The organism is Sphingobacterium paucimobilis HER1398, assembly GCF_000416985.1.
In the GTDB taxonomy this organism is placed as follows: Bacteria; Bacteroidota; Bacteroidia; order Sphingobacteriales; family Sphingobacteriaceae; genus Sphingobacterium; species Sphingobacterium paucimobilis.
In genome coordinates this window covers 29,922-52,125 of the sequence record NZ_ATDL01000002.1, presented here as the reverse complement: position 1 = coordinate 52,125, position 22,204 = coordinate 29,922, and the positions used below count along the sequence as shown (strand labels likewise).

Below are 22,204 nucleotides of genomic sequence, written 5' to 3'. Positions count from 1 at the left end.
GAAAAATTAATAATACTTCAACAGAAACTATGTCTTCTAAGATTATTTACACCAAAACAGATGAGGCGCCACTATTGGCAACTTATTCCTTTTTACCGATTGTACAAGCATTTGCAAAAACTGCTGATATTGACGTTGAGTTGAGAGATATTTCATTGGCTGGACGTATTCTTGCCAATTTTAATTCGTATTTGAAACCAGAGCAACAGACTGTAGATGCTTTGGCGGAATTGGGACAGTTAGCTACGACACCTGACGCGAATATTATTAAGTTACCGAATATTTCGGCTTCTATACCTCAACTGAAAGCAGCTATTGCTGAATTACAGCTTGCAGGCTATGCAATACCTAATTACCCGGACAACCCTTCTAATGATGATGAAGAGAAAATCAAAGCAAGTTATGCTAAGGTTTTAGGATCAGCAGTGAATCCGGTATTGAGAGAAGGAAACTCGGACCGTAGAGCTCCAAAAGCGGTAAAGAACTATGCGAAGGCAAACCCACATCGAATGGGGGCTTGGGCAGCAGATAGCAAAACTAAAGTTGCCTCTATGACAGAGGGAGATTTCTATGCAACAGAGCAATCGGTGACTATAGAAAAAGAGTCTCAATATAAAATAGAATTTGTCGCCGCAGACGGATCCGTAAAAGAGTTGAAAGGATTAGCTCCATTGAAAGCAGGTGAAGTTATTGATTCTTCTGTAATGAATGTTGCTAAATTAAAAGACTTCGTTGCTGCTACTATTGCAGAAGCGAAAGAAGCTGGAGTCTTATTGTCAGCACACTTAAAAGCTACCATGATGAAGGTCTCAGACCCTATTATCTTTGGTGCTATTGTAGAGGTATATTTTAAAGAAGTATTTGCTAAATACGGTGAGTTGTTTGCTTCTTTAGGTATCAATAAGAATAATGGCTTGGGCGAGGTATTCGCTAAAATAGCGGGTAACGAAAAAGAAGGTGAAGTTAAAGCGGCTATTGAGTCTGCTATTGCTAATGGCCCTGATTTGGCTATGGTTAATTCTGATAAAGGAATCACCAATCTACACGTTCCTTCTGATGTGATTGTCGATGCTTCTATGCCTGCGATGATCCGTATAGGTGGTAAAATGTGGGATAAAGCAGGTGCAGAACGTGATACCATTGCCATGATCCCTGACCGTTCGTATGCAGGTGTATACGAGGCTATGATCGAAGACTGTAAAGAAAATGGTGCCTTAGATCCTAAAACAATGGGTTCTGTTCCAAACGTAGGTTTGATGGCACAGAAAGCAGAAGAATACGGTTCTCATGACAAGACGTTCCAAGCAACTGCTAAAGGAACAATTCGTGTTGTCGATGCTAATGGCGATGTATATATGAGCCAGGCTGTAGAAGCTGGCGATATCTTCCGTATGTGTCAGACAAAAGATGCTCCTATTCAAGACTGGGTTAAGTTAGCAGTTAACCGTGCTCGTCTATCAGCTACACCAGCTGTATTCTGGTTGGATGAAGCACGTGCACACGATAGAGAGATTATCAAGAAAGTAGAGAAATACCTAGGCGATTTTGATACAAATGGTTTAGATATATTTGTAATGTCTCCAGTAGAAGCTACAAAATTCTCACTAGACCGTATTCGTGAAGGTGAAGATACTATTTCCGTAACAGGTAATGTTTTACGTGATTACCTTACCGATTTATTCCCAATCTTAGAAGTTGGTACTTCAGCTAAGATGTTATCTATCGTTCCTTTAATGAATGGTGGAGGTCTATTTGAAACAGGTGCCGGTGGTTCCGCTCCTAAGCATGTTGAACAATTCTTAGAAGAAGGTTATTTACGTTGGGATTCATTAGGTGAATTCTTGGCTTTACAGGCTTCTTTCGAGCATTTGGCACAGACACAGAACAATAGCAAAGCTCAGGTGTTGGCAGATGCGTTGGATGAGGCAAATGCATTATTCTTAGCTAATGACAAATCTCCGGCACGTAAAGTTGGACAGATAGACAACCGTGGTTCACATTTCTACCTGACATTATACTGGGCTCAGGAATTGGCAAAACAAACTAAAGATGCTGATTTAGCAACTAGATTTGCGGCATTGGCACAAACGTTGACTGCCAATGAAGCTAAAATCAATGAAGAATTGATTGCTGCACAAGGTAAAGCACAACAAATTGGAGGATATTACTTCCCTAATGATGAGCTTGCTTCTACAGCGATGCGTCCTTCAGCGACATTGAATACAGCGATTGCCGGAATTTAATAATCTGTAATCCAACATAATCAAGTCTCTCTATTTAAGGAATAGAGAGACTTTTTTTTGCGTACAAAAAAGCCCCAACCATTCGGTATGGGGCTTATTCAATAGAAAATATAAAAAATTAATTGAAATTGATGACGAAGTCTTCCGCTTTTGTTCTTACTTTTTTCAGGTTGACCAACCAGTCATTCGATTCGTCTCTATAACCTAACGCCAGTATCGTAACCGATTTCAGTCCCAACTTGTCAAGACCTAAAAGTTCGTCCAGTTGAGCATTTGTAAAACCTTCCATTGGCGTAGCGTCCACACGTTGTTCTGCAGCTGCGGCGATCGCCATTCCGAAGCCAATATAGGCTTGTCGTGCAGCATGTGCAAAGTGTTGTTCTTTTGTTTGTTGCGCAAACATTCCAAATAAGGTGTTCTTGTAGTCGTCCGAGGTACCCAATGGCAACTCCCGTTCTGCTTCCTGTTGTGCGAATACGGCATCTACACGTTCTTTTGTATATTCATCATAAGCCGCAAAAATCAATAGGTGAGAAGAGTCTACAATTTGTGTCTGTCCGAATGCGATAGGTTGAATCTTGGCCTTAAGATCCGGATTGCTTACCTGTATAATTTTAAATGGCTGCAATCCAGATGAGGTAGGAGCCATTCTAGCAGCTTCGATAATATAGTCTACTTTTTCTTGTGCTACTGGAGTGCCGTTCATTTTTTTAGTGGCATATCTCCAGGATAAGTCTTGTAATAAGCTCATTGTTTATTTGTTGTTTTTTAGTGTAAATATAAAACCTTCAACAGCATCTATCAGTGTAGGTGTAGGTGCCGAAGGGATATGGTCGTCTGATAATAGTGCAATCGCTATAAAGCCATGGAGCGTAGACCAAAAAGTCTTTAGTTTCAAATATTTATCCGCAATGTCATTCCCAGAATCGCTTAGCACTTGCTCTATAGCACTATACATATAGTTTGAAGTACGTTGCATTTCTTTTGAGCTGTTAATAGCTTCACACGGAGGGATTCCTAATCCAAACATGATTCTATAATGCTGTACATAAGTAGATGCGAATTTCCAGTATGTATAGGCGATATCTCGTAGGCGCTCACTAGAGTCGATTTTGTCTTCAGGAATCAAACTCATCTCATGCGATAGGATGTTGAATCCTTCTTTCGAAAAATACTCGATGATAGCCTCTTTACTTTCAAAATGTTTATAGATTACCGGAGCACTATACTCGATTGCATCTGCAATCTTCCGGATAGATAGGGCTTGCCATCCATCCTCCGTGATTATCTTCCATGACTGGGTGATAATCTTGCTACGTAGCTCCTGAATTTCACGTTCTCTTCTTGTTGTTGTGCTCATGTGTTTAAACATTTAGTTAACACTGTTAGCAAAAGTAACACCCGTTTTTATTTTTTGCAAATTCGGCTTGTTTTTTAGACTTTCAGTTGACAAAAATAAATCTATCTTTTTTTCTATCTTTAGTCAAAACTGTACAATATGCAACAACAGAAGGTATCTTTGATTCTAGGTAGTGGTGGTGCACGAGGCATTTCTCAAATTGGTGCTATACAATGGCTTCTTGAACAGGGAGTCGAAATTGACGAAGTGGTGGGCTGTTCTATAGGTTCATTAGTCGGAGCAGCCTTTGCTGGTGGAAAGATAGGAGAGCTAGGTGAATGGATGAGCAAGTTGACAAAACGGGAAGTATTTCGTTTGATGGATTTTTCCGATCCGAGGTTCGGGATTTTAAAAGGGCAAAAGGTTATGCGTACCTTACAGGAAGTTTTTGAAGATGTCGCTATTGAAACACTTGGTGTCAAATTTACTGCAGTTGCAACAGATTTAGCCAACGAGCAGGAAGTTGTATTTCGAAAGGGAAGTATATATTCTGCTATTCGGGCGTCAATAGCTATACCTGCTGTTTTTCAAGGGGTACAGCTTGCTAATAAATTTCTTGTTGATGGAGGAGTACTTAACCCTGTCCCTGTCAATTACGTGCAGAATACAGATAATATTAAGATAGCAATCAATTTAGATGGACCTCCCAAGTCTGCCGTAGAGAAATCCTATAGCAAACTCAATGCATTAGATTTATTGCAAGAATCCTATATGGCCATGAGGCGCAGACTCAGCCTTTTGAGTATTCAACTGTATCAGCCTGATTATGTAATAAATATTCCCAATGATCTTTCAGGAATATGGGATTTCGATCGATCGTCAGATTTGATAAAAGAAGGGTACGAACTGACCCGGGGCACACTATCCCAACATATCGATAAGATAAAAGGTAAGCAAGTTTAATTATTCTTGCTTACCTTTTTCTCTTATTACAAATCAGCTTTACGTATGCTGACTGCATTTTTATGACCATGAAGTCCTTCTAGTTCAGCCAATATTTCTACCACGGAGCCTATTTGCTGTAGTCCTTCAGGACTTATCTGCTGAAATGTTATCTTCTTAATAAACGAATCTACAGATACTCCAGAGTAGGATTTTGCATAGCCTGAGGTAGGCAGTGTATGATTTGTTCCGGAGGCGTAATCTCCTGCACTCTCTGGAGTAAGATGTCCAAGGAATACAGAACCTGCATTAAGTATTAGCGAAGTGATCGATTGCCAGGCATCTGACTCGATAATAAGGTGCTCGGGAGCATATTGGTTGGAAAACTCCATTGCCGTTCTCAAATCTGTCGTTAGGATAGCGTAGGAGTTTGCCAGGGCCGCGCTGGCTATTTCCTGACGTGGTAGTAGACCCACCTGTTTGTTTAGTTCTAGATTGACCTCAGTAATGAGTTCGGCCGAAGTCGAGACCAATACAGCCTGGCTATCTGGTCCATGCTCGGCCTGTGCCAATAGATCCGCAGCTACATAAGCCGGGTTTGCTGTTTCATCAGCGATAACCAATACTTCCGAAGGACCAGCAGGCATATCTATACTGACATTTGTCTGACCCTGTATAATACTTTTTGCTTTCGTGACAAATTGATTTCCAGGGCCGAATATTTTGTCAACCTTAGGTACTGTTTCCGTTCCGAATGCCATAGCAGCAACAGCCTGAGCACCTCCTACAAGATAAATACGCTCTATTTTCAATAGGATTAAACAATAAGCAACGAATCCGTTGATTTTACCCGATTTCTGAGGAGGCGAACAGACCACAATCTCTTTGCAACCCGCTATTCTTGCCGGAACACCCAGCATGAGCAGGGTAGAGGGCAATACCGCCGATCCACCAGGGATATAAAGGCCTACGCGTTCAATAGGTCGTGCTTCACGCCAACATTTTACGCCGGGCATTGTTTCCGTTACCCGTTCGCGTTTCAGTTGTGTACTGTGAAAACGGTGAATATTTTGAAACGCGATTTCGAGTGCGCGTTGCTGATCTCTAGATATTGTACTGGCGAGCTCCTCTATATCGTCCTTGTCCAGATATACTTGTTCTAAATCCACCTGGTCAAATTTAGAGGCATAAGCTCTTAAGGCTTTGTCTCCTGAACTTTTTACATCTTCGATGATGGAATATACGGTGTCAGAGATAGCATTATTAGGGTCTGTATTTCGCAGTACCAACTGTTCGATAGCAGCTGGAGATAATTCTTCCTGATTGTAAACTTTTAGCATTATAATATGATTTTTTCTATAGGCATAACCACGATTCCTTGTGCGCCTACAGACTTGAGTTTATTGATTTTACCCCAAAAATCATCTTCCGAAATTACGGTGTGCACAGCTACCCAGCCTTCCTCCGCCAGAGGTACCACGGTTGGACTCTTGACACCTTTCAATAATTCCGTTACTTTTTCGAGGTTATTTTTTTCTACGTTAAGTACCACATATTTCGTTTCCTTGGCCCTTAATACCGACTGAATCCGTTGCAACAGCTCCATTAGTATTTCATTTTCTTCCAAGCCTTCACGTGCTATCAATATAGCTTCCGATTTGCGTACATCAGCAAATGGTTTCAGACCGTTACTTTTTAGTGTACCACCAGTCGATACGATATCGCAGATAGCGTCACTTAAACCTAGACCTGGAGCGATTTCTACGGAACCAGAAATTGTTTGAATATCGGCGTTTATTTTATATTCTTCAAGAAAATTCTTAAGTATAACAGGGTAGGAGGTTGCGATTGATTTGCCATTAAGGTCTTTTAAATCAGATATTTTGGAGTCTCTAGGGATAGCGAGTTTTAATGTACATTTACCAAACCCAAGTCGCTGTAAATAAGCTACATTAGACTCTGTTTCATCAATTACATTTTCGCCTACGATACCAAGATCGGCAATACCTTCTTCGACATATCCCGGGATATCATCGTCTCTCAGAAACAATATTTCTAAGTTAAAATTAGAAACTGACGTAATCAGAGAGCTTTTGTAGTTCTCAAAATCGAGACCACAGTTTTTTAGAAGTTGAACGGATTTTTCATTTAATCTACCCGACTTTTGGATAGCTATTTTTAGATTTTTCAAAACGAATTGTTTAGGTGTAGTAAAAACTATTATTAATTATAAAAAATGAAATCGAGGGGGAGTTGCTTCACGTAGAAACACATAACATTACATATCGCCAATCTGGCGATGATGCATATGAATGTGATGTGTAAGCACTGTTGTCATTTATTAATAATAATTAGCCAAATGTATAATTATGTTAGAACAATTGCAAATTTATTTTTCATGCTCTAAAAATTAGACAATCGTTTGCAATGAGATTCTAATCTCGATATTTATATTGTCACTTTTTTGTTGCGCTTTATTGAATGTATTATCTCTTATTTTAGGTATCACTAAACGTATTAATTATGAAAAAAGTTCTATTTGCAGCAGCTGTCCTAAACCTATTTACGATAGGTTTGAATGCGCAGACAACATCCGATTTAACAACCATTACAAACAGTCTGTCTCTCTTTAATGATCCTGTCGCCACCGCTCTTAAAAAAGGCGTTAATACCAAAGAAGCAAGTCAAATCCTAGACCCTGTTATCAGAGATGTAGCTTTGCAGATGCTCAAAGGAACTTATGACAACAGTTTTAAGCTCAATACATACAAGGCTTTACTTTCACCAACAACACTAGGTAAAGAACTCAGTATCGGAGATGGCTACAGCAAATATGAGAATATAACAGGTGTTTATCTACCATTGGGCAAACATGTTGTCTTAGTCGAAGGCATCGAAAAAGGAAAAAAAGTAAAATTGGTAATTCCCAATTGGGAGCGTAGAGCGCCGAATCCAGAAGAGCCTACCAAAGATCCCAAAGGCTGGGGGATAGAGAAGCAAGCATTCGACCTGCACAACGGGATTAATATCGTTGATTTGAACAACTATGGTAGTTTGGCCTATATTGACTACTTCTCAGACACGCCATCAAAAGAGAAACCTGTCAAAGTCCATTTTATCACTGGAAAGACGAATGGTTATTTCGATATTAAGAAAAATGATGATACCGATTGGAATAAGCTAATTGACAATGCCGTATTTCCGATATTGGATGGTGTTGGCGAACATATACAGATAGCTTATCCCGTCGAGGCCCTTAAAAAATACGCGTACGGACGAGGAGTGCAGCTTCTTAGTAATTACGATTCTCTTGTTTATCGACAGCATCGAATAATGGGATTGATTAAGTATGGAAAGGTGCCTCAAAATAAGATGCTATCACGGGTAAATTATAACTATTATATGTTTAGGGATGGTGATGGTGTAGCTTATATGGGGGATAAAAAAGGCTATGCGATGAATCTTGTTGTAGATCCGAGCCGCGTTATAAAAGGTGACCCTTGCTGGGGATTTAGCCACGAAGTAGGGCATGTGGCATCAGACACGGCCTATGTTTAACTGGGGAGGCTTAGGTGAGGTGAGCAATAACTTGTTCTCCCTTTATGTAACAAGGTCTTTTAATAATCCTACACGAATTTCAGAACAAGGGAATTATAAAACCGCTAAAGAGAAGATAATTGACGGTAAAATATCATTTTTACAGGACCCAGATGTCTTTAATAGATTGGTGCCGTTTTGGCAACTTCAGTTGTATTTCGAGGGCGTTGGAAAGAATCCTGATTTCTATCCGGATTTGTTTGAAGAGTTTCGTAACCAGGCAAATAGCAAGAGTAATGTTAAGCAGGTAAAAACTACGAATTGGGCTCAGGAACGTATGCAGGGTGAGAAAAATCCAGCGGTTCACCAATTGAATTTTGTAAAGACAGCTTGTGAAGTATCCAGGGTCGATCTGACAGATTTCTTTGATAAATATGGATTTTTCTATGTTGGAGAATTTGAATTGGATGATTACGGAAAGTACACCTACAGCATGACGAACGAAATGGTCGACGCATGTAAGCAAGCTGTTAGGAACATGAACCTGAGAAAACCTGCTATAGATCTGACTACATTGACCGATTAATCGATTGATGAACGAACGTCTGGTTATGGACTGCAGCAATCCAGCTTCAAGTTAGCCGGATTGCTGTATATTATGGATTGGCAGGAGGAGTTATTCAATCAATCTATTTAACATAACGTAAATTATATTATCAATATATAAGAAATGGGAAGAGGTTGTTATTTGACATCATTTTCAACTAACCGTGTTTATTTTGACATTTAACTGTTATATAAATGGAATCATGGTTTCGGACACGAGAATAATTTGTTTACTTTGTATAAAAGAACAAAACATGTCCTCTAAAGCAGACAAGGCGGAAAAAACAGTATATTTTAGTATTATTGGCAGCCTAGGCTTAGCGATTATAAAATGGCTGGCCGGTTTCTTTGGAAACTCATTTGCCTTAATAGCTGACGCTATAGAATCTACCACAGATATTTTTTCATCGATACTGGTTTTATTAGGTATTAAATATTCAAAGCGACCAGCAGATGAGACACATCCATATGGACATGGTCGTATTGAGCCATTAGTGACATTTATAGTCGTTATATTTTTAGTGATATCAGCCACTGTTATTGCACATCAGAGCGTCATCAATCTAAGGACTCCGCACGAACCACCTGAAGCTTGGACTTTATTTGTTCTTGGTGGGATTATTATATGGAAGGAAATCAGTTACCATGTCGTAAACAGACGTGCAAAGGCGTTAAACAGCACTTCTTTGAAGGCAGATGCTTGGCATCATCGTAGCGATGCGATTACTTCAGTTGCTGCCTTTATTGGGATTTCTTTTGCACTCTGGTTGGGCGAAGGATATGAATATGCTGATGATTGGGCAGCTCTGTTTGCAGCAGGATTTATCTTATACAATTGCTATCGTATTTTTAGACCCGCTCTGGGCGAAATCATGGATGAAAATCTTTTTGAAGACATCGTGGATCAAGTCAAGGAAATATCGCTTGATGTAGATGGCGTGATGGCTACGGACAAATGTTTTGTTCGGAAGATTGGAATGACTTATATAGTCGATTTGCATGCTGTTGTAAGTCCTGATTTAAGTGTTAGAGAAGGTCACGATATAGCACATGCATTGAAGGATTACCTGATGTTAAACATACCTTCGATATCGAATGTTTTCGTCCATATTGAACCGTTTGATCCTGCTGCAAAGCGGGCAAGTGTGTAGAGTAGATCCTTCCCTCCTTCTTCTTTATCCTAACTTGAATTTTGGTTTAATTCATGAATCAGATGTTTGATTTGTGTTTTTTTTATTTTTTTACATTTTTTTATGTAAAATCATTAAATTTGAAAACTTCTGTATAAGTTTTTTTCAAATAAAGATGCTAAACCTTAATAATTTTATTAAATACGTTGAAAAACGTAATCCAAACGAACCCGAGTTTTTACAAGCAGTGGTTGAAGTTTTGGAAGATCTTATCCCCTATATCAACGAATATCACGCCGAGTTTGAGGAGTTGAAGATTTTGGAAAGACTCACTGAACCCGAGCGGGTTGTGTCTTTTCGTGTTGCTTGGCTGGATGACCGGAACCAAATTCAAGTCAATAGAGGTTATCGAGTGCAAATGAACAGTGCTATCGGTCCGTATAAAGGCGGTCTACGCTTCTCGCCTACTGTCAACCTCAGTGTATTAAAGTTTTTGGCGTTTGAACAAGTCTTTAAGAATGCGTTGACCAGTTTGCCAATTGGTGGCGGCAAGGGCGGTTCTGATTTTGATCCAAAAGGTAAGTCAGACAATGAAATTATGCGTTTCTGTCAATCTTTCATGACGGAGCTCTATCGTCATATCGGAGCTGACACCGATGTGCCAGCAGGTGATATAGGTGTGGGCGGACGTGAGATAGGCTATCTTTTTGGGCAGTACAAGCGGATTCAAAATAATTTCACAGGCGTGTTGACCGGCAAGGGCGTGAATTGGGGCGGTTCATATATAAGACCAGAAGCCACAGGCTACGGTCTGCTCTACTTTGTAGAGTGTATATACGATTCCATCAACGAGAAGCTCGAAGGCAAGACCGTGGCCATTTCTGGCGCTGGCAATGTCTCTTATTTTGCTGCAGAAAAGGCCATCTTATTGGGGACTCGCGTGATTACGGTTTCCAACAGTACAGGTACCTTATATGATAGAGACGGTTTTACATTGGAGAAATTGTCTCATCTCAGCACCTTAGGGCGGGATCTCCAAAAGTTTACGAAGAAATATAAAACGGCAACCTTTCATCCTGGAGAAAAACCTTGGCAGTTCAAGTGCGATATTGCTCTCCCCTGCGCAACTGAGAACGAATTGAATGAGGCGGATGCCAAGAAGTTGATTAAGAATGGTTGTAAATGTGTAGCAGAGGGAGCTAACATGCCATCTACATCCGAAGCAATTAAGATATTTTTAAAATCCAAGGTGTTCTTTGCTCCAGGCAAGGCCGCCAATGCTGGAGGTGTGGCTGTTTCGGGATTAGAGATGTCGCAGAACTCAATCGGACAGCAATGGTCAGCAAATAAAGTGGATGGAAGGTTAAAGACCATCATGGAAAATATTCATAAGACTTGTGTACGCTATGGTAAGGAAGAAGGCGGTTATATCAACTACTTGAAAGGTGCAAACATAGGCGGATTTATAAAAGTTGCTGAGGCCATGAAATCTCAGGGTGTCCTGTAGGATATTTACAAGCTATTAGCTTCTCTTTTGGCAGTATTTTGCTTACTTTGTAACTCGTAGTATAAAATAAAGGTAAATGAGGGTATTAGCAGAATTGCCACATCCAGATTGTAAGATCACTATTTTTGGCATGAATCAAAAGTTTATTATTAAGTTTGAACAGGGAAATCTAGAGCAATCCTATAAGCTGGCTGAAGCCGATGTATTAAATGGTGTCAACGGTATATTCGAAATTTTAGATGAGCAGTTTATCAACCAGGTATTAGTGACTTTTAAAGGTATGCGCACCGGGGTTAACGATGCGTACAATAGATATTATTAAGCAAACAAAGAGGGCTTCTAGCTCTCTTTGTTTTTAAAATGTATGATGTTTGGCAAAGTGTGATACCATAGCTGGTAAGGCTATAGCTGCCTTTTCTTTTACTATTTTGATAGGATTGCCATTGGGTTCTATATGTGGTATGGAGGGATCCACTACCACAAGGTTACATCCTCTTGGAATTTCATAGACTAAGTTTGCTGCGGGATACACCTGTAATGAAGTGCCTATCACGAATAGAAAATCAGCATCTTTGGTCAGCCGAATAGCCCTGCCCATATTGGGTACAGGTTCCCCAAACCAAACAACGTTTGGCCTCAGTTGTGACCCAAAGGTACAGGTCTCCCCCATTTTCAACTCATCACCTTCTATTGGAAAGGTCATTGTTGAATCCAACGAGGATTGTGATTTTCTGATTTCACCGTGTAGATGTAAGATATTGCTGCTTCCAGCACGTTCATGCAGATCATCTATATTTTGTGTGACGATTTGTACATCTGCATACTCTTCTAATTGCACCAATGCCCGATGAGCTGCGTTTGGTTGTGCCTCGATACATTTCTTTCTACGTTCATTATAGAAACGTTGCACCCGTATTGGGTCATTTCGCCAGGCTTCTGGGGTGGCCACTTCCTCGATTCTGTACCCTTCCCATAGACCATCTTCTCCCCTAAAAGTTTGGAGCCCACTTTCTGCCGAAATACCGGCGCCAGTCAGCACGACTATCTTGTTTCGCTTCATAAATGTTCAAAGATAAAATTTTTTCGAGCTGATCACATGATTAACGGAAAGTGACTTTACTTTATCTTTTCAAACTTCAGCTGTACTAAGGCTTCACAAAGTAGCGGTGCTCTATTACGGTTACTTCATTATCGTCTTTTGACAGTTTATCTATGGTAGATTTTATGGAACAATGACCAGTTATACCTCTGTAGACCAATGCTCCCCCTAGCGTCACACCGGTCAATGCCGTCATGGGGCGCTTGATCAATTGTTTGACTCCGATACCCAATATTAATCCACCTGCGACAACAGATAAGATTCGTTCAGAGGTGCTTACGTTTCCGTCGATACAATCATCGTTCAGCTTATTTTTGATTTTTTCCAAAGCGTAGTTTAATAGCATATTCGTCTCTTTTGTTGTTACACTCATATAACAACTTATTTGAGATTATGTTTTTCAATAAACACGAATATATGTATCTTGAGTTTGTATTTTGAGACAACATTTAGACTATGCAGGTAAAAAAACATTCTGGAGAATTAGTGCCATTTAACCCCGACAGTTTACGATATTCCTTATCTCGTTCTGGAGCCAGTCCCGAGGAGGTTGACGGGGTATTCGAACGTATTAAAGATAAGTTATACGACGGGATAACAACTAGAGAACTCTATGAATTGGCCTTTGAGTACCTGAAGGCCTGCAGGAATACTTATGCTGCTCGATATAGTTTAAAGAAGGCCTTAAGAGATCTTGGACCCGAAGGCTTTTATTTTGAAAAATGGATAGCACGCATTTTTCAAGAAGATGGATACCAGGCGGTCACGGGACAGGTAATTCAAGGGCATGCTGTGACGCATGAGATTGATGTGGTCGCTAGTAAGGGGCAGGAGCTGTTGGCTATAGAATGCAAGTTTAGAAACGACGTAGATGCCAAGATATCGGTGACTACTCCGATGTACTTTATGTCCAGAGTCGTTGATATATCGGACATTAGCTATACATTCTTTAATAAAAACTTAAAGATATCTGCGGGATGGTTAGTAACCAATGCGTATCTGACGACAGATTCTATTAAGTTTGGAGAATACCACAAGATGAATCTGTTGGCTTGGGATTATCCCAAATCCTATAGCCTTAAAGCCAGGGTGGACAACAACGGTCAATACCCCGTGACCTGTCTTACCTCATTGAATGCGCAGGATAAAGCCAGACTGTTGAAAGCCCAGTGTATTTTGGTCAAAGACGTGATTAGGCATCCCAAATTTTTGCAGGATTTGGAAATCAATGATCAAAAAAGAAAACAAATTTTGCAAGAAGCTATAGGGTTGGTCAACAGTCCTTTGGAACATTAAGGTCTAGCCATCGGGGTAATGCAAATTCTTTTAGGAGATGTGCGAGATTATAGTCTTTATAATTCTCCTTAGAAAGCCATATCTTTTCTTCAATTTCTGCATGAGGTGAGACCGTTGTTTTGAAAGGAACAGTCAGGCAAAATATAAAGCCTTCCACGATGGTGTTTGCTTCATTTGCGGCTCGAGTCATGTGTGTGCCAGCTAAGCTGAAGTCTTCTTTGTTAAATATGATGTCGAGCTCTTCATTAAGCTCCCTTATTAAAGCATCTATTGGTGTTTCTCCTAATTCTATTTTTCCACCGGGCAGCGTATAGTAGCTGGCATCCTTTTTCCGGAGAGCCAGCATCTCATTCTCATCATTGGTAATGATTGCTAGAGCTACTGTGATTTTTGAAAGCATGTTTGATTTTTAGCCGGTTTATCTTAGATAGCTATCGGATTGTTAGGAGTTCTCATCAATAACAATCCGATATTTTACAACTGTGGAATCAATCTACTGTTTGCAACTTTTTAGATAGTAATCCAGCGCTTCTCTGATATCCTCCTCACCGATGAAGATATTGTAAGTAGCATTCCCTATTTCTTTCAATAAAGCAAAGCCGATCTTGCCTTCTTCGTTCTTTTTGTCATTTTTCATCAGTGCTATCAACTCATCATATATGGAAGTACTATAGCTGTATTGACCATAACGTGACAGGAACATTTCGGTGACATCATCGAGTGCTGCTTTTGATAAGCCCGTATGTTTATGCGACAGCCATGCTTCACAGATCATACCGATGGCAATAGCTTCACCATGCAATAAGGCATTTGTGTCGTGCAACAAAGAATATCCTTCGATGGCATGACCGATCGTATGTCCAAAGTTGAGGATCTTTCGCAGCCCCTGCTCGTGCGGATCCGTTAGTATAACTTTGTTTTTGATTTCTACCGAACGATACACGAGTGATGGGTCGATCTGATTGATATCGGTCTGTTTGCACGTCATATACAGCTCTTTATCTTGAATCAGACCATGTTTGATAATCTCGGCGAATCCTGATGCCATTTGTCTTTGGTCTAGACTTTCCAGAAACTTAGGATTGATAAAGACAGCCTGAGGCTGAGTAAATGTACCAATGATATTTTTGACGTTATCCAAGTCGATTCCGGTTTTTCCACCTACGGATGCGTCTACCTGTGATAATAAGGTCGTCGGAATCTGCACAAAATCAATTCCTCTTTTGTAGGTCGATGCTGCAAAACCTCCCATGTCTGTCACGACTCCTCCTCCCAGATTGATCATCAACGCTTTTCTGTCCGCGCCAAAGTCCAGCATGGTCTTCCATACTCCAATACAAAAATCAATGTTTTTATTTTCCTCTCCTGGGTCGATTTCTATGACATCATAATCCACAAGATCTGGTAGTGAAGCCTGTAATACTGGCAAGCATTGATCGTTGGTATTCCTGTCTACAAAAATGAGAATCTGTGAGTAAGCCTTCTCGGCAATATACGATTCCAATGACTTTAGTGTGTCGTCAAAGTATACTTTATATCCTAAGCTGTCTATTGTTTGCATGTTATTGGTATGAGGCAGTAAATATACGTATTTTATACAATCTTGACTGTTAATCCATCAAACTCTACTACATCTCCTTTTTTGACTTTCAATCTTTTTCGTAGATCTACAGCCCCGTTGTACTTTACCAGGCCATCTTCGACTACGCGTTGCGCCATACCGCCATGTTCTACCCAATTTAGTACCTTTAATAATTGGATCATCGGAATAAAGTCCCCTTCTAGTGTAAATGTTTGCATATGCAAAAGTAAGTTAATCCATCGTAAAATAATCTTTTTCCCAAAAAACTAATCATTTATTACTTACTTTTGTCCCGAAAAACTAATGCATAATGATAACACAAGAGAGTTCATCAATATTAAATTTTGATAACACCGAAATAGCTTTCCGCAACAAGTCTGACAAAGATCTAGAAAGAGCCTATTGGCTATTCAAAATGGTAGCATCCAATGCACTTATTAAAATCGGTACGCCGATAACTAATTTTTCTCTGAACATAGGGCTGCCGATCCAAGGAATCATCCGTAACACCATCTATAAACAATTTTGTGGCGGAGAGACTATTCAAGGCTGTAGCAACGCCATTGAAGAGTTAGGTAAAGGAAACGTAACTACCATATTGGACTATTCGGTCGAAGGAGAAGAGACGGAGGAAAGTTTTGATGCCTGTTGTAACGAAGTGTTATCTACGGTTGCTTTTGCTCGGACCAATAAGCTGATTTCATTCTGTGTATTTAAGCCTACAGGTATAGGACGCTTTGACTTATTGGCCAAGGTAGATGCCAAAGAGGAACTTACAGCAGCAGAAAAAGAAGAGTTTGCACGACTTATGGACCGTTGCGACCGTATTTGTAAAGCCTGTCACGACGCCGGGATCCGGGTTCTCATTGATGCAGAGCATTCATGGGTACAAGATACGATCGATGATATCGCGCGCGAAATGATGGAAAAGTATAACAAACAACAGCCTATTGTGTATAACACCTATCAGCTGTACAGACATGATAAACTTGCTTCATTGAAAGCTGATTTCGCTTATGCAGAAGTTCAGAATTTCTATTTGGGAGCCAAGATCGTTCGTGGAGCCTATATGGAGATCGAGCGAGAGCGTGCGGCGGAGAAAAGGTATCCATCCCCTATTCAACCCACAAAAGACGCCAGTGATGTCGATTATAACAATGCTATAATGTTTTGTATGGACAATATCGAACGGATAGGTTTGATGGCAGGTACGCACAATGATTCGAGTTGTATGCTGTTGGCAAGCGAAATGGACAAGCGTGGTATTGCACACGATCATCCCCATGTCTTTTTCGCACAATTGCTGGGGATGTCCGACAATCTTTCGTTCAATTTAGGTGCGGCAGCGTACAATGTTGCTAAATATATGCCTTACGGCCCTGTTAAGTCGGTGATGCCTTATCTTTTCCGTAGAGCACAAGAGAACACATCCGCTGCAGGTCAGACGGGGCGTGAGCTTAGTCTCATCATCAAAGAGAAAAAGCGTAGAAAAAACTTGAAAAAGTAATTACGCAGGTACCCTATAGAAATTGGTACAGATGATAACATATTCTCCGTCTGACAGCGAGTAACCTTCAGACGGAGAATTTTTATTTTTTATAGCGAATACGATATGACCGAAATAGAATTTGCCAAGTACCAACGTTTGATGGAGCTGTCCAGTACCTCGAAGGCGCTGCTCTTCGATGTCGATGGTACTTTAGCCAACAATATATGGGCACACAAAGCGGCTTATGTACAGACAGCGTTGGAGTATGGGATTCCGTTGGATGATGCATTGATTGATGAAACAGCAGGCTGGCCTACAGTCGCTGTGGCACAGGAGATTTCCAAACGCTATCATGTTGATTTCGATATTGCGCTTTTTTCAAAACGAAAATCAGCTGTTTTTATCGAAAAATTTGTCTATGATACCAAGCCCATCGATTTCGTTCGACAGGTATTGATAGACAGCATGGCAACGAAGAAAATAGGTATAGTTTCAGGGGGGAGCCGATCCACACTGAATATTACGCTTGATGTCGTTGGAGTATCGGGCAAGTATGAAGCTTTAGTATGTGCTGGTGATACCGAACGAGGGAAACCGTCCCCAGATCCTTTTTTATTATGTGCTACTTTACTTGACGTTGCTCCCCAAGACTGCTTCGTCTTTGAGGATGGCGAACCCGGCGTAGCTGGAGCCATAGCTGCAGGTATGGCGTGGGTACGTATCGATCAATTGTAGTATTTAAAAATTAGTCATCACCCGTATACCGCCGTTGGTATAGTCCATATCGGCCCTTCTGTATTGTCCTACTGGGACTTTGAAATACGGTTCTACAGAGACACCCATGTGGTTGTTGATCTTTACCTTCTTGCCGATGGAGAAATTCACAAAACCGTTGAATCCATTCGTAGACACGTTTTTGTCGGCGGATTTTACAGTTTTGCTTACTGCTGCCACTGCTGTTTTCATTTGTTTCTCATCCTCAGGAAAACCTTTGGAGAATGTTTCCATATTGACATTGTCCACATAGTGCGCGTTTCTTTCCTGATTTAAAATGGCAGAATAAGAGACCCCTGCGACAGCATAGAAAGACTTGGCGACATTATATTTGATTTCCAATGGTACATCCAGAGATTGTACCACACTCGTTACCGCATTGATATTCGGCATGATCATTCTGTTGCTCTCTGGAGCATTGTACGCTACCATGGACTTGCCTGCAGTCACATCATTCGCTTTCTGACTGACCACTACTGCTTCAGCGCTGGCAGCTTCCATAGGATTTTTTACCAATCCTACTTCATAAGAATTATAAGAAGCTCCCGTACGCACACTGATTTTATTGGTCAGGTTGTAAGCCAGTGTCAATCCACCACCGATATTGGTCTTTTGACCCGTAGACTGTGGCGAGACAAACAGCCCCAAGTCAAATTTGTCTCCAAAATTGAACTGTTTGTGTTGGTTTATCGTCTCTACTTCTTTAAGGGCCAATACCGAAGAAGGAATGGATTGAGCCGCCAATACGACATGATCAGGTATTGGTGTGGCACTTTGAGGCTTCTTCACTCCCACCGACGAATAGCTCCTGGTATCTGCCAAAAGTTCTTTGATCGATCCTGCTGCAGGTAGCTCGATCTTGTTATCGAGTTGGTGCGGTACCTGAGGCATGAGCGGCAGGTGCAGTTCGTCCGCTGTATGGCGATCATGTGGTACTGACGTATACGAATATGTTTGCTGGATTTCAGTTTGTGTAGGTGTTTGTATATCCGTTTTTTTGTCAACAGGAGTAGTCATCTCCGAGTCATCATCCGCAGTAACCTTGTTTTCGGTAACAGCTAGGGTATGGTCGTTGGGGTTTGGCCTTACGGCTGCGTTTTTAACATAGTATAGCGAGCCCACTCCCACAAGGAGTAAGACTGCCGCAGCTGCACTCCAACGTGCGATAGGTCTTATTCTAGACGTATTGCCAGCACGCTGTTGCTTGAAGTTTTCCCAAGCCCCCTCTCTGTAACCTCTGTCAGGCTGCTCTTTCAGGCGGGCTATGATGTCATCGATGATGTCTTTCTCACTTTTCATTCTGCCTATATTTAAGAATGATTTATATTGTCCAATACAGCAAACTGATCTGTATAGAGTTTTCTTAATCTTGCTTTCGCTCGTGTCAAATAAGTACGGGAGGTACTCTCCGGAATATTCAATACTTTCCCAATTTCCTCGTGCGAATACCCCTCTATTTCATAGAGGTTGAATATGGACCGCTGGATTTCGGGAAGTTCATAGAGCAGCTGCAATATGTCATTTTCTTCGAGTCTGGTTGATGAACTCACAGCATGGTGTAGCAATTCGCCTTCATGAATTTCGTCCAGCGCATAAGTTTCCTTTTTTGCCCTTATTTTATCAATAGACGTGTTTACCGTGATACGAGCCATCCAGGCCTTGAATGTCTTTTCTATCACCAACTCATCCTCATCGAACGAAAAGTCAACCACTTTCCGGAATACTTTCACAAAAGATTCGTTGACTACATCTTCTGCTTCCATTTCATCCTTTACATAACGAAGTGCGACTGCCATGAGATAGCCATAGAATTTTTTATAAATATAAGACTTGCTGCGTTCTGTATTTGCCAATACACATTCCTCCAAAGCGGACTTTAGCGTCAAAGGATCTCTCTTTTTGAAGTATTTTGGCAATATATTCACGTAAGATTTATCTGATATTCATGTATCTAAATTAAGTATTTTATTTCCAGTTATACTAATCATAAAGCGTTCAATTATACAAATAAATCTCTCACTGTCTATGATAATAACGAAAATAGAGAATAAACGCTACAACCTATGCACGTTTATTTTTTTGATTTGCTATTTAGCTTGAGTCTTTGGTTCTTTTTGCTTAATTTTAAAGGAAACAAAAAGGTCAAAATCCATGAAACATATACTTTTCCCTACAGACTTTTCCGAAGCAGCCAACAATGCTTTTTTGTATGCCTTGCATTTAGCTAATCAATTGGATACAAAGCTATTTGTGCTGTATTCCTATGTTACTCCAGTTTTGTCAGCGACACATGCAGGACAGCCCGAGATGTTGGCTGATGTTTACCAGCAGGTAGAGCTCTCCAAGTTTGACTATTTCAAGAAGCAAGTTCCTGCCCTTCGCGAGCTTGCGGAAAAGAATGGTCTAGATTACGAAAAACTCGTATTTCTATTTGAAGAAGGGACAGTGATGACGAGTGTTCGTAAAGTCGTCAATTCCGAAGATATCCGCTTGGTGGTTATGGGCACCTATGGAGCGTCCGGTTTTACGGAAAAATTTATCGGCACCAATACCGTTGCTGTTATACAGAATATCCAACAGCCCGTACTGGCTATTCCGGCACAGGCAAAATATGCACCGATCAAAAAGGTCGCATTTACGACGCTTTTCCGAGAAAAAGACTTGCCAGCACTGGAGCAAGTAGTCAATATGGCCAGCCTGGTTGATGCAGAAGTGTACTGTACCCATGTGATGGATGACGCCAGCAATCCCAGTACAGCGCTGCTGTATGGGGAGGATTGGGGCAAGAGATTTCAAGGAAAGAAACTCGACTTCGTCTTTTTGGAGAAGAAAGAAAGCGTGGAGAGTACGATCAACAGCTTCTTGACAGAGAATAAAATCGACCTTTTAGCGATAGTCAAGCGCAATCGCAATTTCTTTGACCGATTGATAAATTCCAGTCTTTCCAATAAGTTTGCCTTTCACTCGGACACCCCTATCTTGGTATTTCATGAAGAAAAAGGTTAGCAGTAAAGTGAACGATTTTGACAATTTATTGTTTTAATGATCAGATAATAACGCATAGGCATGTTGAACACCTTGATGAATAGCCTAAAACAGGCAAAGAAATTAGATCAGTCCGTTGATAAATATACCATGCTTATCAATGAAAAGTCCGAGACAGAGGGAGTTCTCTGTTTTGTTCCACTGGATGGTCGCAAAGAAATAAAAGTATTGCTGCCGGCTCCCTATCACCAAGATTTATTGGCATCGTCAGAAATCTTCACTTATAAGCAACTACTTTCGCACAAAGAGGCTATTGTACTAAAATAAACACACTATAACATATGAAAAATATTTTATCGTTGGCACTGCTCTCATCGTCACTTTTGGGAGCCGCTTGTAACAACAGTGCTGCTAATGGTCAAAACGAGGCCACTGACAGTACAGCCAATCCCGTTGAGACCCAAAAAGCAAATACAGATTATAAGCCCGCTTTTGAAGGGCAGACCCGCATCGCTGGAGTCAAGACTGCTACAGCGTTCGAGGGCAAGGTTTTTGCCGAAGGACTGAAATCCCCCTGGGGTATCACAGTGTTGCCCGATGGTCGTTTTCTCGTAACGGAGAAAGAAGGAACCATGCGTATCGTGGGGAGTGATGGCAAGTTGAGCGAACCTATTACAGGCTTGCCCACGGTCGACAGCGATGGTCAGGGAGGTTTACTCGGACTCACACTGGATCCTCAATTTGCAAGCAACCGTATGGTATATTGGACGTTTTCGGAGCCTTCTGCACAAGGCAACCTTACGGCAGTAGCCAAAGGAAAACTGGCGGACGACGAAAAGACTATCGAACATCCTGTGGTAATCTACAGAGCTGGTCCTGTATTCAAAGGCAACCTGCATTTTGGTGGCCGTATTATTTTTGACAAGCAGGGCAATCTCTTTGTCAGTACTGGAGAGCGTTCCGAACTAGCTACCCGTCCGATGGCTCAGGATTTAAAAACAGGCCTCGGCAAGATATTACGTATTACTACCGACGGAAAAGCCGTTGCCGGCAACCCCTTCGAAGGAAAACCAGATGTCCTTCCCGAGATATATTCCTATGGACATCGCAATGTGCAGGGGATTGCTTTTCATCCAGAGACTGGAGATCTTTGGGAGACCGAGTTTGGTCCTAGAGGCGGCGACGAACTCAATCGTGTAGAGGCCGGTAAGAACTATGGCTGGCCTACCATCACCTACGGTATCGAGTATTCGGGCAAGGTTATCGGGAATCCCCCTATCCAGCAAAAAGAAGGTATGGAACAGCCCGTTTACTATTGGGATCCTGTTTTGTCGCCTTCAGGCATCTCTTTCTATACAGGCACAGCTATTCCCGAGTGGAAAAACAACCTTTTCGTAGCTGGGCTTAGCAGCATGCACATCGCTCGTATAGTCATCGAGAATAATAAAGTAGTAGGCGAAGAGCGATTACTGAATAAAGAAGGACAGCGTTTTCGCGATATTGTACAAGGAAGCGACGAGGCACTTTATACGATCACGGATACGGGTAAGCTATACCGTATTGGGAAAAAATAAAAATCCTGTTATTTCTTAATCTGGATTAGCTTTTGAGGAATACCATTACGTTATCTTTGGTGGAGACAACGACACGTGCGAGGTTGCTGTGCGAAAGCATA

General features: G+C 41.1%; 24 protein-coding genes. 13 read left to right on the top strand and 11 right to left on the bottom strand.

Annotated elements, in window-relative coordinates:
* Positions 1-29 precede the first annotated feature (29 nt).
* A complete protein-coding gene (locus tag M472_RS24220) occupies positions 30-2,243 on the top strand; it encodes an NADP-dependent isocitrate dehydrogenase (protein WP_021068394.1) in 2,214 nt (737 codons plus the stop codon).
* A gap of 118 nt (positions 2,244-2,361) precedes the next feature.
* Here M472_RS24220 and M472_RS24215 read toward each other — a convergent pair whose 3' ends face one another.
* On the bottom strand, positions 2,362-2,994 hold the full coding sequence (locus M472_RS24215; RefSeq protein ID WP_021068393.1) for a nitroreductase family protein: 633 nt from the start codon (positions 2,992-2,994) through the stop codon (positions 2,362-2,364).
* Positions 2,995-2,997: 3 nt separating this feature from the next.
* Positions 2,998-3,603 carry a TetR/AcrR family transcriptional regulator gene (locus M472_RS24210; RefSeq protein ID WP_021068392.1) on the bottom strand — a complete coding sequence of 202 codons (606 nt, stop codon included), beginning with the start codon at positions 3,601-3,603 and terminating at the stop codon, positions 2,998-3,000.
* Between the two features lie 138 nt (positions 3,604-3,741).
* On the opposite strand from M472_RS24210, the gene M472_RS24205 reads away from it, so the two are divergent.
* Positions 3,742-4,545 carry a patatin-like phospholipase family protein gene (locus M472_RS24205; protein ID WP_021068391.1) on the top strand — a complete coding sequence of 268 codons (804 nt, stop codon included), beginning with the start codon at positions 3,742-3,744 and terminating at the stop codon, positions 4,543-4,545.
* Positions 4,546-4,571: 26 nt separating this feature from the next.
* Here M472_RS24205 and hisD read toward each other — a convergent pair whose 3' ends face one another.
* Both hisD and hisG read right to left on the bottom strand, forming a co-directional pair.
* Positions 4,572-5,864, bottom strand: a complete 1,293-nt coding sequence (hisD, locus tag M472_RS24200; RefSeq protein ID WP_021068390.1) for a histidinol dehydrogenase — start codon at positions 5,862-5,864, stop codon at positions 4,572-4,574.
* On the bottom strand, positions 5,864-6,715 hold the full coding sequence (gene hisG, locus M472_RS24195; protein ID WP_021068389.1) for an ATP phosphoribosyltransferase: 852 nt from the start codon (positions 6,713-6,715) through the stop codon (positions 5,864-5,866). Before hisG ends, hisD begins: the two co-directional genes overlap by 1 nt.
* 332 nt (positions 6,716-7,047) lie before the next feature.
* Here hisG and M472_RS45710 point away from each other — a divergent pair, with 332 nt between their 5' ends.
* The 5 genes from M472_RS45710 to M472_RS24175 all read left to right on the top strand — a co-directional run bounded on the left by M472_RS45710 (position 7,048) and on the right by M472_RS24175 (position 11,626).
* Entirely contained in the window at positions 7,048-8,082 is a 1,035-nt protein-coding gene (locus M472_RS45710; RefSeq protein ID WP_021068388.1) for a M60 family metallopeptidase, read from the top strand.
* Positions 8,054-8,647 carry a M60 family metallopeptidase gene (locus M472_RS45705; RefSeq protein WP_235049476.1) on the top strand — a complete coding sequence of 198 codons (594 nt, stop codon included), beginning with the start codon at positions 8,054-8,056 and terminating at the stop codon, positions 8,645-8,647. Before M472_RS45710 ends, M472_RS45705 begins: the two co-directional genes overlap by 29 nt.
* 274 nt (positions 8,648-8,921) lie before the next feature.
* Complete coding sequence (locus M472_RS24185) at positions 8,922-9,818, top strand: cation diffusion facilitator family transporter (RefSeq protein ID WP_021068386.1); 897 nt, start codon at positions 8,922-8,924, stop codon at positions 9,816-9,818.
* A 154-nt stretch (positions 9,819-9,972) separates the two neighbouring features.
* Complete coding sequence (gene gdhA, locus M472_RS24180; protein WP_021068385.1) at positions 9,973-11,304, top strand: NADP-specific glutamate dehydrogenase; 1,332 nt, start codon at positions 9,973-9,975, stop codon at positions 11,302-11,304.
* Positions 11,305-11,380: 76 nt separating this feature from the next.
* Complete coding sequence (locus M472_RS24175; protein WP_021068384.1) at positions 11,381-11,626, top strand: hypothetical protein; 246 nt, start codon at positions 11,381-11,383, stop codon at positions 11,624-11,626.
* Positions 11,627-11,659: 33 nt separating this feature from the next.
* Here the strand turns inward: M472_RS24175 and M472_RS24170 are convergent, their stop codons facing one another.
* Both M472_RS24170 and M472_RS24165 read right to left on the bottom strand, forming a co-directional pair.
* A complete protein-coding gene (locus tag M472_RS24170) occupies positions 11,660-12,364 on the bottom strand; it encodes an SIR2 family NAD-dependent protein deacylase (RefSeq protein WP_021068383.1) in 705 nt (234 codons plus the stop codon).
* 85 nt (positions 12,365-12,449) lie between these two features.
* Positions 12,450-12,776 (bottom strand): YgaP family membrane protein, encoded by a 327-nt coding sequence (locus M472_RS24165; protein WP_021068382.1) that lies wholly within the window; start codon positions 12,774-12,776, stop codon positions 12,450-12,452.
* Between the two features lie 83 nt (positions 12,777-12,859).
* Here M472_RS24165 and M472_RS24160 point away from each other — a divergent pair, with 83 nt between their 5' ends.
* Positions 12,860-13,699, top strand: a complete 840-nt coding sequence (locus M472_RS24160; RefSeq protein ID WP_021068381.1) for an ATP cone domain-containing protein — start codon at positions 12,860-12,862, stop codon at positions 13,697-13,699.
* On the opposite strand, the gene M472_RS24155 is transcribed toward M472_RS24160, so the two are convergent.
* The 3 genes from M472_RS24155 to M472_RS24145 form a co-directional block, all read right to left on the bottom strand.
* Positions 13,677-14,099: an NUDIX hydrolase gene (locus tag M472_RS24155; protein ID WP_021068380.1), complete on the bottom strand. Its 423-nt coding sequence runs from the start codon at positions 14,097-14,099 to the stop codon at positions 13,677-13,679. The two genes, M472_RS24160 and M472_RS24155, sit on opposite strands and share 23 nt — an antisense overlap.
* Positions 14,100-14,192: 93 nt before the next feature.
* Positions 14,193-15,260 carry a 3-dehydroquinate synthase gene (gene aroB / locus M472_RS24150; RefSeq protein WP_021068379.1) on the bottom strand — a complete coding sequence of 356 codons (1,068 nt, stop codon included), beginning with the start codon at positions 15,258-15,260 and terminating at the stop codon, positions 14,193-14,195.
* Between the two features lie 32 nt (positions 15,261-15,292).
* On the bottom strand, positions 15,293-15,499 hold the full coding sequence (locus M472_RS24145) for an RNA-binding S4 domain-containing protein (RefSeq protein WP_021068378.1): 207 nt from the start codon (positions 15,497-15,499) through the stop codon (positions 15,293-15,295).
* 92 nt (positions 15,500-15,591) lie between these two features.
* Here M472_RS24145 and M472_RS24140 point away from each other — a divergent pair, with 92 nt between their 5' ends.
* Together M472_RS24140 and M472_RS24135 are read left to right on the top strand one after the other, a co-directional pair.
* Entirely contained in the window at positions 15,592-16,788 is a 1,197-nt protein-coding gene (locus M472_RS24140) for a proline dehydrogenase family protein (protein ID WP_021068377.1), read from the top strand.
* 105 nt (positions 16,789-16,893) lie between these two features.
* The gene (locus M472_RS24135; RefSeq protein ID WP_021068376.1) at positions 16,894-17,505 is read left to right on the top strand and encodes an HAD family hydrolase; all 612 of its coding nucleotides are present in this window, start codon (positions 16,894-16,896) and stop codon (positions 17,503-17,505) included.
* A 3-nt stretch (positions 17,506-17,508) separates the two neighbouring features.
* On the opposite strand, the gene M472_RS24130 is transcribed toward M472_RS24135, so the two are convergent.
* A complete protein-coding gene (locus M472_RS24130; RefSeq protein ID WP_021068375.1) occupies positions 17,509-18,843 on the bottom strand; it encodes a hypothetical protein in 1,335 nt (444 codons plus the stop codon).
* An 11-nt stretch (positions 18,844-18,854) separates the two neighbouring features.
* Positions 18,855-19,430: an RNA polymerase sigma factor gene (locus tag M472_RS24125; protein WP_235049475.1), complete on the bottom strand. Its 576-nt coding sequence runs from the start codon at positions 19,428-19,430 to the stop codon at positions 18,855-18,857.
* 265 nt (positions 19,431-19,695) lie between these two features.
* Here M472_RS24125 and M472_RS24120 point away from each other — a divergent pair, with 265 nt between their 5' ends.
* The 3 genes from M472_RS24120 to M472_RS24110 all read left to right on the top strand — a co-directional run bounded on the left by M472_RS24120 (position 19,696) and on the right by M472_RS24110 (position 22,103).
* Positions 19,696-20,550, top strand: coding sequence for a universal stress protein (locus M472_RS24120; RefSeq protein WP_021068373.1), 855 nt, complete (start codon positions 19,696-19,698; stop codon positions 20,548-20,550).
* Between the two features lie 75 nt (positions 20,551-20,625).
* The gene (locus M472_RS24115) at positions 20,626-20,856 is read left to right on the top strand and encodes a hypothetical protein (RefSeq protein WP_158499857.1); all 231 of its coding nucleotides are present in this window, start codon (positions 20,626-20,628) and stop codon (positions 20,854-20,856) included.
* A gap of 14 nt (positions 20,857-20,870) precedes the next feature.
* Entirely contained in the window at positions 20,871-22,103 is a 1,233-nt protein-coding gene (locus tag M472_RS24110) for a PQQ-dependent sugar dehydrogenase (protein WP_021068371.1), read from the top strand.
* Positions 22,104-22,204: the final 101 nt, after the last annotated feature.